The organism is Candidatus Enterococcus myersii, assembly GCF_017316025.1.
GTDB classification, from domain to species: Bacteria; Bacillota; Bacilli; order Lactobacillales; family Enterococcaceae; genus Enterococcus_C; species Enterococcus_C montenegrensis.
In genome coordinates this window covers 360,719-375,134 of record NZ_JAFLVT010000008.1, presented here as the reverse complement: position 1 = coordinate 375,134, position 14,416 = coordinate 360,719, and the positions used below count along the sequence as shown (strand labels likewise).

Genomic DNA, 14,416 nt, shown 5'->3' with positions numbered 1-14,416 from the left:
TATGTAAATTAAAAGACAGCCCGAAGACTGTCCTATGTATAGACACCGGACTGGACTACCGCCTCCAGTCGTGGCAAACTCGTGTATCAAAGCCTCACGCAGGCAACTTGCCGTATCCCTAGCAAGTCCAACTTAATGTTAAGCAGACTACTTCTTTTCCCTTTCGGTACTTCGCTTCGTCTGCTATTGACGTGATCGGACTCGAACCGACGACCTGCGCATTATCAGTGCCCCGCTCTACCAACTGAGCTACACGTCACGACTTACAATAGATACAACTTGGGTTGTTTGGATTATCAGTCCAACCAATTACGTCCGGTTTAACTAGTATGCGGAATCAACCAAGTGTTCTAAATGCGTTAGGTCACTGGAGTGGCACTGCCCCACTCACGTATCAATACCGTGGCTGTTGCTTAAGCAGCCATCTTGGGTAGCTCTAAACGCATCGATACACCCAACGTCTTCTACTTCCGCCACAGTGACATAATATTAAACCGCCGACCGGGTGAGCAAGTTTTCCAAGACCAGTATTTTTCTGTTTTTTTGGTCCGGCCAGCGGTTAATGGATTTGAATTGAGGCGCATCTCTAAAATTTATCCTAAAGGAGGAAACCATGCCGTGTGTGGTCGCCTCATCCAATATCCTACTTTATAATTTTATAACGATTTAAAGGTTCGTGCGTCTGAATTTCGTCCGAATTTAAAGCGCTTTGTCTAACTCCTCAAAGAATCGATTTCGAAGTTTAAATGCCTTATCTCTGCCGCACTTTATCTTTTGTTCCTGAACCAGCCCCTGCATGGTGTAGCGTGGGAACTTCCGCATATACAGCTCACGGATAATCGTTTCTGTATCTACTCCACACTCCTCTAATAGCTCGCTCACGACCTTTTGATTGTGCCTAAACTGATTAATCGCGTCATGCGTTTGTATCGTCCACAGCGTCTCTGTGGCTGTCTCAGGCGTGGTCTTAGTCCCCCGTCTGTCTGATGCATAATCATCCGGCTTGTGCGGATAGCGGATAGATTCCTCAATCTTAGCTATCTTTAGATCGTACTCCGGATAATCACGCAATACTTGTTTCACACGCTCAAAGCGCCATTTTTCTAAGTCCAACCTGCCTGCCTCCTAAAAAAATAGTTAAATAAACATCATCGCAATCGACCCAATTCCCCAAAATAGCAATGTGGAAATGATTGCTAGGTACGCTCTCTGATTGTCCTCGTACCCATCGTTCTTATTTCCAATTTTGGCGGTCAGAAAACTAACGAATACATCTAGGCCAAACGCTTGCCAGTAATTCAATGTCATAAGCCCAAACGTTGGTACAATCAATCCGTTCCACAGTTTCATCGTTACAAATCCACCTAGGGCCATAGAGAATAGCAAAAGTGCTACACTCCATAAACAGCCCCATGAGTTAATAGCGACTTCTTTCGCTAGGTCGGCCGTTTCTTTTTTTAATTGTTCGTTGTCTCTCTCCAAATCTTCCAATTCGTTCATTTTCTTCCTCCCTCACTCGATTCCCTAGCTTAACAGTTCGAGGTTTTCGTGGATTCTTGATTTTATAGTTGACCAATCGCACCCGTATAGATCAGCAATTCGATTTATCGAAAAACCAAATCTCAACAAATCACTCAATTGGTAATTAGGGATGTTGTGTCTCTTTTTCTGTTTTACCCCTTTTCTATTATGATTCGCATCACTTATTTTCTTCCTGTGCTCCTCGCTAAGGCGTTTACCTCTATTATGGTTACTGTTATGGGCCGAATTTATTACTACAGATAAGTTTTCTTTGCGCGCATCGAGTTTATTCTCATTAATATGATGAACACTCGCATGGAAAGGTAATTTCATGCCTAACCAAAACTGCATCAGTAACCTATGGACGTGTATTTTTATGTTTCCAATACTGACAGCAGGATAATATCCATACATATATATTTTCTTTTTTGACATTGTCGGCCTGGATTGATACCACAAAATTGCATTCGCTAAATCATTTTCATCGACAATACAGTTACAATCATTAATAAGCTCTATTGCATTCTGTTTCTTTATTGTCATCTAAAAGGTCACCGTCCTCCCAAACGTTGCCAATTACCTCATGCCCACTTGCCACGTCATAAGGCTCACCTGTATTTCTGTGTCCTAATCGATAGTCTGATTTTGGTAAGACAACTACAAATCCTGCTTCTTGTTTTAGGTATACGACTCGCCCAATCTCACCTTTATCATTCCTCACAATATCGCCAACGTAAATCTCCACCCCATTCTTGTCTTTCAAGCCAGTGGATTGCATGAGGATTAGGTCTTCAAACTTAGCCCACGGATCGTTAAACGGGTTTTCATATATATTAGTTTTGAACAAATCTGCGTATTCATCTTCAATGTGCAAAGTAGCCACCTTCCACATTTCTTTCCCTCGCTTATCCCACGCTCTAAACTTCGGTATCATCCTTCGCCCTCCTGTTAAAAATTAATAGTCATATTTTTGCCTATGACTTTCGTTCCGCCTGCATAAACGCTCATATCATCATAAAAAGTAAATATTAAACAATCGACTTCTTGCCCGCATTCCGCTTGTATTTTTTTAAAAATAACCTTTTCGCGTTTATCTATAACTCTACAAATTTTTTCAAGCGTGTTATCCATTTTATTAGTATTATATGCGTAATCGTATGGCTCACACTCAAATATCACAGACCCTTTATGCACCTCTAATATATAAAGCGACTTCAAAATGTTGTTCCTAGTGTCGTTATTGTCCCCATCCAACAAACTAAATAATGTTAAGCCATCGTTAAACCTCATCATTCGTCCCCCTTGCTTCCCCATTCCGCAAACGCAGCGAGGACTTGGAATTGTTGTGCTGGTGTCAAACGTCTGTAGCTCTTATAGACTGGCATATCTCGATAGCCTGATTTAGTTGAGTTAACTTTAAGGCGCCAGATTAATTCAATAGGCTCTATATCAGTTAAGGTCATTTTTTCTTTCAGCCACTCCAACACGACCTGCTGATCGTCGGTGAGAGAGGGAGAGACATTTTCGTACACGCCATTACACGCATACGCCATTTTCATCGCTTCCTCTTCGTCTTCGCATTCATAAACTGGATAAATGCTACCGTCATCATTAAACTTAGATACAACGCATTTCATTCCGCTACCTCCTCAATCCTTTTAGATTGGTAATATCCATATTGATATCCCTTCTCCTTGATGGCTCTCATCGAGTAGCGAGTTTTGCCTTCCAATGACCGTTCCATAAAATTAACTGTGTAGCCTAATTTATCTACTGTCCCCACAAAGCTTACATAGCCCGTGTCTGGTATTTTAGTTTCAAAAGACACCAAGCAAGCTAGTCCGTTCTTTTCGCTTAGATCGATGAGTTCGTCTGTTAATCGTTTCATTTCGTCATAAACATCGGGATTCAAATTTCCTCCACACTCCCCTCAACCAACGTAGCGACCGCCTCGGCTTTGGATTTGTCGGTGAAATATATATAATTTTTTCCGTAACTGTTAGAGTCATAATTGACAATTTTTTCGTCAAAGAAAGTAAAACTGGTTAATACGCAGTCTTTTCCCTTTTTAACCACCCACCGCTTCGACTTAACGGTGTAGCCGTTGACAACAGCTTCATAAAATTCTGTAGTGTTATTCCCATACCAATCTAAAACCACAGATAATTCAGGATCGTCGCAAGTTCTACCATCATTGCCATAATGATCAGACCACGCACAGATTTCAAAGATAGGGTCTGTATGATCTTTAATGAATTTGTCGATCATCGGTGGCACTTCCACCTTCTCGGCTTGCGGTTCGTCAATCTGCTCAAGCAGTTCTCTGACTTTGGCAAATTTCACGTACCTATCTTTTTCTCCATTGATATCATGGCAGTCTGTGCACCATGCTCCGTGCATCTTGAGCTTTTCAATAAATTCTTGCTTATTCATTTTTGGTCCTCCTTTAAATTTGCGGTCTATGGTTCGTGCATTTTCCGCACAGACCACTCAGCTATCCGTCATGCATTCAAAAATATCCATTTGGCGCTCGTGCTCGCCACCAATTGGTAACATTTCCTCGATCGCTCTTTTATAAAAAGGTCTGTATATCTCAAACCCGTAAGAGTGTCGCCCATTCTTTTTGGCGGCTAATAAAGTCGTACCGCTCCCAGCACACGGATCGATTACAACATCTCCCGGATCCGTAAAGGTCTTGATTAACTGTTCTAATAAATTAACTGGTTTCTGCGTAGGATGTATTTTAGGTATCTCTTTAACACTATCCCGCTGCCACTCAAACCAATTAAGAATCATTTTCTTACCTTCTTCTTTCTGTTTCCAGTCATTATTAAATTTAGGTAGCTTATCCCTGTAAAACACAACTGCATATTCTGTAGCTCCCACGATTCGCATATTAGCTTTTAAAGCTTGAGAACTTGTTTTCTTGATAAAAAATAATGGATAACTATTTTTAAAACCATATTTTTTAGCTACTTCAATCAATGGTGCCATTTGTTCAAACGAACAAAACATAATCATTGCAGGAGCTTTCCCTTTTTCTTTAGGTTCTGGAATAAGTAACTTACTACAAAAGTGAAAATATTCTACTAAGTTAAAATTCTTATCGCTTGGAAAGAATTGTTTATTAGCTTTCTTAGATTCACCTTTTTTATTATCTCCACCAACATACCAACTAGGGTTACTTGCATAAGCGTTATTACCTAAGTTGTAAGGGATATCAGCTATCACAAGTTGCGCTTTAGGTATGTTGTATTTTTTTCTGTTTTGGAAATTGTCATGGTACAGTTCACATTTTATTTTTGACATCTCCTACACCCCCGTACTCCCAAAGCCACCGTCTAAGTCTGCTTCTTTCTGTGGCCGTCCCACTTGGATATTTCGGTCAATCGACCATTGTTCGATATTTTTGATAAGTTCGTTCATCAATTTTCCACCCTCTCAAATTTCCAACCTTTATACTCGTCTTTTGTAACTCTCGTCCCATCATGCACGCTTTTGTAGAACGCTGTGTAACCTACGCCCGATACTCCAATAGCGTCAGTCACTCAATCTCCCTAATCCTTCCACCTGTCAATTTCGACGACGGATATATTTTTAGTAGGTTGTGTATTCAAAGCACGTATATACATCTCTCCGACTTCTAAACGTCTGGCAATCTCAGGTATAGAGCCTTCAATTCTGCGGTTGCCTTTTTGATAGCGATATTTCTTGTTCCTGCGTTCGTATTTGTATCCTTGTACAATTCCATTATTTTTTCGTATCTCTTTATTAAAAACGCTGGCACTTTTATCCAAAAACATAGCTGCCGCAATCATTGATTCAAAGAATCGTTCTTCTCCTGTATCGATATCTGTCATACGTACAGACATATCTATTGTTTTTTTAGTTTTAGGCTTCTTCAGTTTCATTTCTAACCGCTTTAAACGTTGAAATTCTTTAAATAACGCAGATAGCTTATTTTTCTTGTCATTTTCTGACAAGTCACTATCAAGCGTTAGGCACTGTTGAATGATTATTTGTCGTTTTTGTTCTGCTATTGTCATTGGCTAGTCACCTCAAAATGGCAAATCGTCATCATTGATGTCGATTGTCGTAGCTCCAAAGTCATTCATCGGATTTACGCCTAAATTCGTCTGTGAGGCGTTTTGGTTGTTTCGAGTGTAATTATTCGTTTGATTATTCGAAACGCCTGTATCGCGTGTATTTTGGCTAGAATTACTATTTTTGCTTTCTAGCAACTGAAAATTCTCCGCAACAACTTCTGTCACGTATACGCGCTGACCTTGCTGATTTTCATAATTCCGCGTTTGAATACGGCCGGTAACACCTAGCAGCGTTCCTTTGCGGGCATAATTTGCTAAAGTTTCAGCTGGTTTACGCCAGATTACGCAATTGATAAAATCTGCTTCACGCTCACCGCTTTGGTTCGTGAAATTACGATTTACTGCTAAAGTAAAGGTCGCGACTGCTTGACCGTTTCCTGTATATTTGAGGTCAGGGTCTTTAGTTAGGCGCCCGACTAGAACTACGTTGTTAATCATCTGTTTTCCTCCTCGTTATCTGTAAAGAATTCTTCCATCATTTTTTCTATTTCCGCTTTTCGAGATGGACTACTTGCGGTCGTTTGCGCGTCCCAATTCGGCATTTCCTCACGTTTGACTGGTTGTCCATAGGCTTGCTGCGGCTTAGGCTGCGCCTTATCTTTTCTCGCCCAATTTCTAATTGTTGCAAGATGATTTTTATAGGTCTTGCCAGTTGATGCGATATAACTCGACAGTCGTTCAATACGGTCTTGCCAGTCGCTTGGGAACTCAGTTTGCAGTTTCTCCATGTCTTGATCTGTTAAAAGGACATTTTTATATTCGCCATATTTGTGACGAACAGGTTTAGCTTTCGGAGGTTCCTCCGAAGGCGCAATATCTTTTCTATCTCTAACCTTACCTAACCTATCCTTACCTAACCTAACCTGTGGTGACGGTTCGTCCACAATCCGTCGACGGACAGTATACGAACCGTTACTATCCTGTTCCAATAAAGCTTTTTCTGCGCTGTACATCGTTTCGTTATAAGTGTCTTTTCGGATATAATTATGAATTTTCCAATCTTTAATCACGACTACACCGCTATCTTCAAACGGGATAATAAATTGCTTTGCCATCAGTAGCTTCATATCATCTTCACTGGCGCCTACTTTTCTTCTAACAGTCTTAGCATTACCCAAAAATCCATCGTCGTCTGCTTCCATATTTAGATGAAAATACAAAGCTTGGGCAGACATAGGCATATCTAAAAATTGGTCAGTATCCGTTATTTTTTTACTAAACATTCTTCTTTGTGCCATATCATCCACCTATTCTTAATTTTTTTCTTTCTTCATCATTCAATTTCACGAGAATAATGCGATACTTTTTAAAGAAGTCAGTTAATCCTATTGTGTGCTGTTCTGTATGATGGTACCGGCATAACGCCATAAATCTAAAATCAGAATGATCAATCTTTCTCCTGTTTCTACCCATACCAACAGCATCCACATGTGCTATATCTGCTTGCTCCATACAAATGCAGCAACGGCGATATTTTAAACATTGATAAAACCATGAATTTTCATCTAGCAAATAGTTATAAACTTTAGGAAGTGGAACGTTATTTGAAATAACAAACTCTATTAAAAAATCAATCCATTTTTTTGCGTCAGATTTAGTCGCTTTATGATGTTCAAACCAGACGCCGCTTAACGCCTCATAGTAGTATTTCAAATCTATCTTTGACCAATAAGGATACTCACCTTGCCAACGCGCCACATCAGCGATTAAGGCGTGGGATAGCGCATTTTGTTTAGCGGAGATTCCTCGATTATCTAATGCAGCTACTTCCAAATAGTTATCCTCTCCGTTGGATAATAGATGTAAGTATTCTTGATTGAATGCTTCTTCAAGTTCAATTGTTATTTTTCTGCCATCCGCGGATAGCAATTTCCCCATCATTGCACCGGCACCACTTCAATGCCATTTTCGATAAGATAATTATTCAACGCACTCAATTGGTTTTGAGTACCTGTTAGTTGCAACGTAACGGTCATTGTTGGACTATCATCAAAATAAGTATTTTGATGCTTCTCTGGCTCTGGTTCATTACCAATTATTATCTCGCCAGTTTCTGGGTCGACCAGTCCGTTATCAGTTTCTAAGGCTTGCTCTCGTTGCATTTTTTCCATAGCGGCTTCATACTCTGCCTGCTTTTGTTGCGCTTCAAATTCGGCTTGTTCCTTTAGACGTTTATCTTCCACAGATTGTTTAATCTTTTCACGAACATCTGCTACGGACCATCCTTGGTCAATCAAACCTGACCATGCATACGGATCTAATCCCGCGATTTCAGCATAATCGGTAATAGTTGCCTTATCAGAAGCTATCTGACTTCTTTGCATTGCAACAATCTTCATCTTGTCATGAATTTCATCAAGAATTTTCCCTTTAACTTCACCTTTTGTGGTGAACGATGATTTATTTAACCATGTCGTACTAATTTCGATGGTGTCAGGTTCAATGTTTAATGGTTCAGCAATTTTTACCATCTCATTTTTTACTTTTTCTAGTCGAACTGCTTTTTCCGATTCGTCAAAAAGTTTGATACCTGAATTGATGTCATCAGATACTACTTTGATACGTTCAACATAACGCTTCATTTTTTCTTCAAAGATATTCAAAGGCTGCGAATAATCAGCTTTAATTTCTTTTCTACGGTCATCAATCAATTTGGCAATTTTATTTAAATCGGCTTTGGCTTGTTTTGCTTCTGCGACATTTTCTTCATCAAACTTAAAAACTTGATTGTTGTAATGGTCAGTCGTTTGTTCAATTAAACGTTCCAATAGTTCTTCATTTTCAATTGTGATTTTTGAAGGTGTGTAACTCACCTCAAATTGCATATCTTGCAATGCTAATGGATTTTCTGTCATTGTTTTTGCCCCCATGGAATTTGATTAGTGTTCGTATTAGGTTCTTTCTGCTGGTTATTTAAGCGATTCGCATATCCTTTTTTCCATTTTTGTAAAATTTGTAAAGCTACACCAAAATCAGCTTCCGTCATTTTGTTAATCGTCTTAGTAAATCCAGATTCAGCTTTTAATTGGCCTAAAACTTGAGCCGGATTAGAGTTAGACATTGTTGCTACAGTGTGAATTAAATCTTCTAATGTTTTTATTTGTTCTTCATCAATAGTTTTAGGTGGCTGTAACGGCTTCTTTCCTTCGGTTTCTGGGTCATCTCCTGTCGGAATTAGAAACAGAGAAGTCAATGCGTATTTAAGTGCACCAGTTTTAGCTTTATACACTGCTTTATCACCAGCATCTTGCCCATCGCCAAATCCAGTAAATTTTATTGTCTCCCCTGCGTCACCATCAAATATCGTATATTCGATTTCAAGGGTAACTAATTGCTGTGTACCTTTTTGTGTCTTGATTTCTGTTACAGATCGCGATTTTTCATCAGATAACATAAAAAGATTCTGTGCAACTAGTAAAGGTCGAACAACATCCTTAATATCACTTTCCAAAGCGTAGTCATAATTATGGAAATCGTTATGCCCATTTTTGGGAATTCTTTCAATTTCATTTGTAATTTCTGCTAACTTTTGTATTAGATTTTTCGTGACGCTATTTTTACTTACTTCGTTTTTGACATCATCCATGCTATAATCTCCTTATAGGTATTTTTGTTTGCGACTCATTGCTTCCCGGCGGAGTCGCTTTTTTCATGCGCTCGATATTTTGACGCGTTTTAATCGTTAAGTAGTTTGCTCGCCACCAACGGTCAGCGATTATTTTTCCAATCTTTAAAGCTTCTGCTCTATTCATTAAAATCACCTTCAAATAGTTTTTGTTGGCGATTCAACTGATTGATTTCTAATCTCAATTCTGTTGAAGGTAACCATAAATCAATAAATTCAATTGCATCATCAAATTTCAAACGAGGTAGCTCGCCGTATCGTGGAACCATAAAATGACGTTTGAACTCTGACCAAAATTTAGAAAATAATTTTTTACCAATTTTTGAGTATGCTGCCGATTCCTTACCACCTAGCACTTCAACAACTTTTAATTTTCCTTTTTGGTTAATTTCATATTCTTGCTGACCACTGATACGCATTGTATCTTTTAACATCGATACATCAGCTTTTACTTCCTTCATTTCTTCTAATTGATAAATCATCATATCTTCGATTGTGGCGGGAACTGTTGAACGACGAATGACTTGTTCCATCTCATTAAAAGCATCTATATACTTTAATTTAAATTGTGTTGCTTTTTTTCCTGTAAAACCCATAGCAAGTAATGAAAATCCATCCCGATTCATATAAATCACGCGATAATATTGTTTATTTTGAGGGTGTTGATACTTATCTTCCCAGAATAGGTCTGCGGAATTTTCCGCCACCCCCTGCTTCATTAAGTTGTCATAGGCTTCTAAAACATCTTTATGATTTTTATCGAAGCTTTCTGCGACTTGAAGGCTAGAAGTTACAGCCTGTTTTTCCTTCATAGTTACTAATTCCATCAAACTAACCCCTTCCTAATAAATCCCCTTCTCAACATCAACAATATGCATGCGATAGCCAATCAATGCAGATACAATTAAAGCCGCAATAATCACAATCACAATTAGCGTTATATTTAAGTTGATACTTCCTAACCAGCTAAACATAGCTGTAACCATGGCTACGACAACTGTAAATAGTATTAACATTGAGCATTTATGTTTTGTCATGTTTTCACCTTATTTCTGGTTTTTTTATCTAACCTTTCTTTGATATACTCACTTTAGAAAGCGAGGTGAAAATATGAATTCCGAACGCATTGAAGAAATTCTGTCTAAAAATGGGATAGAACAATCAAAAGAACTTTCACTTGCACTGGAAGAAATTTTGAAAGCCTATTCTAAAGATCGCCAACATGTCGATAATGTTCGACAAGAAATCCAACGCCAAGACCGCCAAGACTTGCGTAGACAAGGCATCCGTTAGACAGTAAGTTGATTGTGCAAGCTATTTTTTTATGGCTTGTGCAATCATTTTTTTGTGAATTTCGGAATACACATAGTCATCTAGCTTAAAATTGCTGTGATAATAATCATTCAAAGTCTCGACGGCTTCGTCGTAAGTTTGACATTCTGCTAATAATTGGCTTGCGATACTCTTGATTTCGGAATCAACCAATTCGTTAAGCTCTTCAAATTGCGCTAAAATCTTTCGTTTCATTCGTTCCCCCTCCTCTCCACGATCATGGCCGCTGCTGCTATCAACGCGACTACCAGGCCGCCGATTAGCCAGTACATTTCAGCACCTCACTTGGTGTCGGTTTTTTCGACCGATACCGGCTAGCGTCCTTCCACCGCAGATACCAGATAAACGTGCCAATGTGGATGAACGTCACACCTGGGCGCATGATTCCTTGTTTAAATTCCGGAATGCTGTCCATCTCTTTTAGATAGTCGTAGAGTGTGGACTTTTTCAGCCCATTGAACCTTATCATCAGTTCTTCTGGACGGTCCCACTCGGCAGCGACTTGTTTTGACTCAACACTATGGATGAGTTCTTTTAGGGTTGGTTGCATGGTTAGTCCTCCTTTATAGATTGTTTTTGGTATAATTTCCTTATCAGCAAGTGGTCTGCTGAAATAACTGATAAGGGGGTGAAATTTATGAAAGACTATAAGTTAGATTTTCAATCTGAATTGCCTGTTGAGTTTGCAAATGAATTCAAAGTTGAGTTGCCAGCTAAGACTCGTACAGTATTTACCGTTAATCATGATATGGTTCTTCAAGAGTTTGAAGATGATACTGTGATATGCGTTACTCGTGACGCTGAATTTTTAAACATCTATTCAAACCGTAAATTCAACCAGACAATTCCAGTCAGAAGTAAGAAAGTAATTATTTCATTTGAGGAATAAGCTTTCCTTCACCCGTCTGTGGATCATAGTCTAATTTTGATTCATGATGTTTTCTTCTTGGTTGCTCCTCGCTACTCGCAATAGCTTGGAGCAATTTTGCTATTTCTTCTGGTGTTGCTTTGATGATTAGTTCCATGGTTAGCCCTCCTTTCTACTTTTGAACCGAAGAAGTAATTTCAAAATTCACCGAAGCCAATTCGTCTGCCAACGTTTTGGCTTCTTTTAATAATTCAACGTATCGCTCAACCTTTTGGGTCGCTTCATCGATGCCGGTGATTGTCACTTCTAGTTTTTGTGCGTTCATTGTTTAACCTCCTTTTTAAGCCATCTGCTCTTGCGGTTCCAAACTTGCATATATTTCTTCGCTTACGGATAGCTTCAATCCATATCGGTCTTTGATTCCCATAAGCTCTACTGTGCTATCTAAAATTTCTTGGCGCTCCACCAACATGTCTGGCGTCATCTCTGCCTTCTTAATCATTTTTGGGAAACCGTGCTTATTTGATACGGCTTTATTCGCAATGACGTTTGCTTTGATAAAGTCGACTCGCACTGGGTTCCGTAATGACTTTTTTAGATTCTGCATAGCTGATTTCTGATGCTCCTTGTCTAGCATGCGGAACACTTGGAAGCCTTCTAGACCTGTGGACTGGCGTAGCTCTTTGATGATATCGAAAATCCAATCTTGAAATGCCTCGGCTTCTTTTTTACGGCTTTTGAATGCCATACGGTAAATATTTTTTTCGTTGATGATGTTTACGTCTTGTGTTCTGCCCAATGAATCGATGACCTTACTAGTAGTAACCCCATCTTTTGGCAAAGAGTGAATGGCTCTAGTAACCTGTTTAAGACCTAACGATTCCGCAACATCCTTCGCCACTGCCCACCATTCATCATTAACACTGACGAATCGTATCTCGTGACCATTCCAGTTTTCTGTTTTCATTGGTTAACCTCCTCTTTTTTTCGAGTGAACAAAAACTTGATTTCATATTCTGGAAAAAATCTTTCTTGAATAGCTAACGCTTCTCCAAATTTAAAATCAGATTCTCCGTTAATTTTTTCTCTTATAGTCTGGTATTTAACGCCTAACAAATCAGCCATATCTACCAGCGAAACATTTTTTTCTTTTCTAACTTCTTCTAAATTGTTCAACATTTATCCTCACCTTCTTTCGATACGAAAATTCGTATCGTGAGATATTTTTTTAAGGCAATGTCGCTTGCCTTGATTTAAGTATATGCGAAAATTCGTATCGAGTCAATACGAAAATTCATATTTCCCACAACTATTTTTATTGATATACGAAAAATCGTATGTTACAATAGATTCATGGAAGGAGGTGGCATGATGAATATAGAAGATAATTTGAAAGAAATAATAGAAGTTAAGTTTGGGAATGTAAAAACTTTTGCTGAAAAAATAGATTTACCGTACACAACCGTTCGCTCAATCCTACAGAGAGGCGTGATGAATGCTAAAGTAGAAAATGTTATCAAAATTGCTGACGGTTTAAACATGAAAGCGGAAGATTTAATGAGTTTAGATAATACCCAATCAATCTTCACCATCTATAACCAACTCGATCAAAAACGCCAAGCGAAAGTTTACAATTTTGCAGAATATCAATTAAGAGAACAAAATAAACGTCCGAAAATTACAATCGAAATTCGAGGATATGTATCTGCCGGTACGGGTGAATGGCTAGAAGATGAAATTGTGGACGAAGTAAGTTACGAAGGCATGATACCCGAACATGATTTCGCTGTTAAGGTAAACGGTGATTCAATGCTCCCACTTTTTGAAGATGGACAAGTTATCTTTATTAAAGGCACGTCAGACGTGCGTGACGGTCAGATAATCGTCTGCCGGGTAAATAATGAAGCGTTTGTTAAAAAGCTATCAGGCAACAAGCTCGTGAGTTTAAATAAAAAGTACGAAGATATATCAATATCTGATACAGATGATTTTAAAATCTATGGCGTAGTCGTATTATAAAAATAATCCCTGTCACAGCGGCGAACTGTGGCAAGGGTTTATAAAGATAAGATAAAAATATTATATCAAAGAAATGAGGGAAATGAATTGGGATTATTTGACAAGATTAAAAAAGTTGGCTCGGATTTCAAAAAGGACAATGACATTATCGCTAAGGTATATCGAGGTGAAGAATTAACAACAGAAGAATTAGCGTTTTTCAATGAAAAGCGCCCTAATACTACTCCTGCTGAATACAAACAAAAACACGATGATGAATTAACGCTGAAAAAACATAAACAACACAAAATAGGCGGTTTAAAGTTTTTCACTGATGAACGCGGCTATTACTATTTTAGCTTTTCTAAATCATTAACCGGCGAACGATATTATTTGGTTGGTTTTGAGTGGTCAGGTCCTCAATATAAAGTAACCTCTACTACTGTAACCACAGGACAAGATAAGCAAAAAGGGAAAAAAGGAAGTACTTTAGGTGGCGCAGCAGTCGGGTCACTATTTGGACCAGCAGGGACTATAGTAGGCGCAGCAGTTGGCGCTTCTGGAAAAAAGAAAACTGACGTGAATAGAAAATCGGAAACCACATCAACTCAAGAAGAAATTGATACAACTGCCTATCTTGTCTTTGTCGAAAAAGACGATAAACGAGTTAAGCGAGAATCAATTAAATGTAACACTTCGATTGCAAAAGAGATAAATGCCCTGCGTTTTACTTCTGAAGCAATAGCCATGGAAAGACCCGAGCAACAAATGGCTAACGAAAAAATATCAGTCGAGCCAGAAATCAATTACGAAGCTGAAGCTGTCTCACCAATCGAAGAGATTAGACAGTACAAAGAATTATTAGATGCTGGTATCTTAACGCAAGAAGAGTTTGACGCTAAAAAGAAAGAATTGTTAGGCATTTAATAGCAAATAAAAAACACGCCCCTCCTCCACAGACAGGCG

General features: G+C 38.7%; 28 protein-coding genes and 1 tRNA gene. 4 read left to right on the top strand and 25 right to left on the bottom strand.

Annotated elements, in window-relative coordinates; genetic code table 11:
- Window positions 1-186: 186 nt before the first annotated feature.
- From JZO76_RS07320 to JZO76_RS07230, 19 genes are all read right to left on the bottom strand, one after another.
- Window positions 187-259: transfer RNA gene (locus JZO76_RS07320), tRNA-Ile, on the bottom strand.
- Between the two features lie 440 nt (window positions 260-699).
- Window positions 700-1,113: an integrase gene (locus JZO76_RS07315; protein WP_161868663.1), complete on the bottom strand. Its 414-nt coding sequence runs from the start codon at window positions 1,111-1,113 to the stop codon at window positions 700-702.
- A gap of 24 nt (window positions 1,114-1,137) precedes the next feature.
- Window positions 1,138-1,500, bottom strand: a complete 363-nt coding sequence (locus tag JZO76_RS07310; RefSeq protein ID WP_206903467.1) for a hypothetical protein — start codon at window positions 1,498-1,500, stop codon at window positions 1,138-1,140.
- Between the two features lie 24 nt (window positions 1,501-1,524).
- Window positions 1,525-2,064, bottom strand: coding sequence for an HNH endonuclease (locus JZO76_RS07305; protein ID WP_206903466.1), 540 nt, complete (start codon window positions 2,062-2,064; stop codon window positions 1,525-1,527).
- Window positions 2,027-2,455: a YopX family protein gene (locus JZO76_RS07300; RefSeq protein ID WP_206903465.1), complete on the bottom strand. Its 429-nt coding sequence runs from the start codon at window positions 2,453-2,455 to the stop codon at window positions 2,027-2,029. Before JZO76_RS07300 ends, JZO76_RS07305 begins: the two co-directional genes overlap by 38 nt.
- Window positions 2,456-2,469: 14 nt before the next feature.
- Window positions 2,470-2,811 (bottom strand): hypothetical protein, encoded by a 342-nt coding sequence (locus tag JZO76_RS07295; protein ID WP_206903464.1) that lies wholly within the window; start codon window positions 2,809-2,811, stop codon window positions 2,470-2,472.
- On the bottom strand, window positions 2,811-3,158 hold the full coding sequence (locus tag JZO76_RS07290; protein ID WP_206903463.1) for a hypothetical protein: 348 nt from the start codon (window positions 3,156-3,158) through the stop codon (window positions 2,811-2,813). The genes JZO76_RS07295 and JZO76_RS07290 overlap by 1 nt, the downstream gene beginning before the upstream one ends.
- The gene (locus tag JZO76_RS07285; protein ID WP_206903462.1) at window positions 3,155-3,433 is read right to left on the bottom strand and encodes a hypothetical protein; all 279 of its coding nucleotides are present in this window, start codon (window positions 3,431-3,433) and stop codon (window positions 3,155-3,157) included. The genes JZO76_RS07290 and JZO76_RS07285 overlap by 4 nt, the downstream gene beginning before the upstream one ends.
- Window positions 3,430-3,954 (bottom strand): hypothetical protein, encoded by a 525-nt coding sequence (locus JZO76_RS07280; protein ID WP_206903461.1) that lies wholly within the window; start codon window positions 3,952-3,954, stop codon window positions 3,430-3,432. Before JZO76_RS07280 ends, JZO76_RS07285 begins: the two co-directional genes overlap by 4 nt.
- 57 nt (window positions 3,955-4,011) lie before the next feature.
- The gene (locus JZO76_RS07275) at window positions 4,012-4,830 is read right to left on the bottom strand and encodes a DNA-methyltransferase (protein WP_206903460.1); all 819 of its coding nucleotides are present in this window, start codon (window positions 4,828-4,830) and stop codon (window positions 4,012-4,014) included.
- Between the two features lie 248 nt (window positions 4,831-5,078).
- Window positions 5,079-5,567, bottom strand: a complete 489-nt coding sequence (locus JZO76_RS07270; protein ID WP_206903459.1) for a hypothetical protein — start codon at window positions 5,565-5,567, stop codon at window positions 5,079-5,081.
- Between the two features lie 12 nt (window positions 5,568-5,579).
- Window positions 5,580-6,065: a single-stranded DNA-binding protein gene (gene ssb / locus JZO76_RS07265; RefSeq protein WP_206903458.1), complete on the bottom strand. Its 486-nt coding sequence runs from the start codon at window positions 6,063-6,065 to the stop codon at window positions 5,580-5,582.
- Entirely contained in the window at window positions 6,062-6,865 is an 804-nt protein-coding gene (locus JZO76_RS07260) for a replisome organizer (RefSeq protein ID WP_206903457.1), read from the bottom strand. The genes ssb and JZO76_RS07260 overlap by 4 nt, the downstream gene beginning before the upstream one ends.
- A 1-nt stretch (window position 6,866) precedes the next feature.
- Entirely contained in the window at window positions 6,867-7,508 is a 642-nt protein-coding gene (locus tag JZO76_RS07255; protein WP_206903456.1) for a putative HNHc nuclease, read from the bottom strand.
- Complete coding sequence (locus JZO76_RS07250; protein WP_206903455.1) at window positions 7,505-8,482, bottom strand: DUF1351 domain-containing protein; 978 nt, start codon at window positions 8,480-8,482, stop codon at window positions 7,505-7,507. Before JZO76_RS07250 ends, JZO76_RS07255 begins: the two co-directional genes overlap by 4 nt.
- Window positions 8,479-9,213, bottom strand: coding sequence for an ERF family protein (locus tag JZO76_RS07245; protein ID WP_206903454.1), 735 nt, complete (start codon window positions 9,211-9,213; stop codon window positions 8,479-8,481). Before JZO76_RS07245 ends, JZO76_RS07250 begins: the two co-directional genes overlap by 4 nt.
- A 1-nt stretch (window position 9,214) precedes the next feature.
- On the bottom strand, window positions 9,215-9,379 hold the full coding sequence (locus tag JZO76_RS07240; RefSeq protein WP_016171559.1) for a hypothetical protein: 165 nt from the start codon (window positions 9,377-9,379) through the stop codon (window positions 9,215-9,217).
- Window positions 9,372-10,082 (bottom strand): Rha family transcriptional regulator, encoded by a 711-nt coding sequence (locus JZO76_RS07235; protein WP_206903453.1) that lies wholly within the window; start codon window positions 10,080-10,082, stop codon window positions 9,372-9,374. Before JZO76_RS07235 ends, JZO76_RS07240 begins: the two co-directional genes overlap by 8 nt.
- 12 nt (window positions 10,083-10,094) lie before the next feature.
- Entirely contained in the window at window positions 10,095-10,268 is a 174-nt protein-coding gene (locus JZO76_RS07230) for a hypothetical protein (RefSeq protein WP_242595811.1), read from the bottom strand.
- A 94-nt stretch (window positions 10,269-10,362) separates the two neighbouring features.
- On the opposite strand from JZO76_RS07230, the gene JZO76_RS07225 reads away from it, so the two are divergent.
- A complete protein-coding gene (locus JZO76_RS07225; protein WP_206903451.1) occupies window positions 10,363-10,545 on the top strand; it encodes an acylaminoacyl-peptidase in 183 nt (60 codons plus the stop codon).
- Between the two features lie 21 nt (window positions 10,546-10,566).
- On the opposite strand, the gene JZO76_RS07220 is transcribed toward JZO76_RS07225, so the two are convergent.
- Entirely contained in the window at window positions 10,567-10,779 is a 213-nt protein-coding gene (locus JZO76_RS07220) for a hypothetical protein (protein WP_016172320.1), read from the bottom strand.
- Window positions 10,780-10,843: 64 nt separating this feature from the next.
- Entirely contained in the window at window positions 10,844-11,134 is a 291-nt protein-coding gene (locus JZO76_RS07215; protein ID WP_206903450.1) for a hypothetical protein, read from the bottom strand.
- A gap of 87 nt (window positions 11,135-11,221) precedes the next feature.
- Here JZO76_RS07215 and JZO76_RS07210 point away from each other — a divergent pair, with 87 nt between their 5' ends.
- The gene (locus JZO76_RS07210) at window positions 11,222-11,473 is read left to right on the top strand and encodes a hypothetical protein (protein ID WP_206903449.1); all 252 of its coding nucleotides are present in this window, start codon (window positions 11,222-11,224) and stop codon (window positions 11,471-11,473) included.
- On the opposite strand, the gene JZO76_RS07205 is transcribed toward JZO76_RS07210, so the two are convergent.
- The 4 genes from JZO76_RS07205 to JZO76_RS07190 are packed head-to-tail and all read right to left on the bottom strand — an operon-like array spanning window position 11,454 to window position 12,631.
- Entirely contained in the window at window positions 11,454-11,609 is a 156-nt protein-coding gene (locus JZO76_RS07205; RefSeq protein ID WP_206903448.1) for a hypothetical protein, read from the bottom strand. The two genes, JZO76_RS07210 and JZO76_RS07205, sit on opposite strands and share 20 nt — an antisense overlap.
- A gap of 15 nt (window positions 11,610-11,624) precedes the next feature.
- Entirely contained in the window at window positions 11,625-11,777 is a 153-nt protein-coding gene (locus JZO76_RS07200) for a hypothetical protein (RefSeq protein ID WP_202621241.1), read from the bottom strand.
- A gap of 15 nt (window positions 11,778-11,792) precedes the next feature.
- The gene (locus JZO76_RS07195) at window positions 11,793-12,419 is read right to left on the bottom strand and encodes a BRO-N domain-containing protein (protein WP_206903447.1); all 627 of its coding nucleotides are present in this window, start codon (window positions 12,417-12,419) and stop codon (window positions 11,793-11,795) included.
- Window positions 12,416-12,631: a helix-turn-helix domain-containing protein gene (locus JZO76_RS07190; protein WP_206903446.1), complete on the bottom strand. Its 216-nt coding sequence runs from the start codon at window positions 12,629-12,631 to the stop codon at window positions 12,416-12,418. The genes JZO76_RS07195 and JZO76_RS07190 overlap by 4 nt, the downstream gene beginning before the upstream one ends.
- 192 nt (window positions 12,632-12,823) lie before the next feature.
- Here JZO76_RS07190 and JZO76_RS07185 point away from each other — a divergent pair, with 192 nt between their 5' ends.
- Window positions 12,824-13,471: a LexA family transcriptional regulator gene (locus JZO76_RS07185; protein WP_242595810.1), complete on the top strand. Its 648-nt coding sequence runs from the start codon at window positions 12,824-12,826 to the stop codon at window positions 13,469-13,471.
- Between the two features lie 87 nt (window positions 13,472-13,558).
- The gene (locus JZO76_RS07180; RefSeq protein WP_206903445.1) at window positions 13,559-14,377 is read left to right on the top strand and encodes an SHOCT domain-containing protein; all 819 of its coding nucleotides are present in this window, start codon (window positions 13,559-13,561) and stop codon (window positions 14,375-14,377) included.
- Window positions 14,378-14,416: the final 39 nt, after the last annotated feature.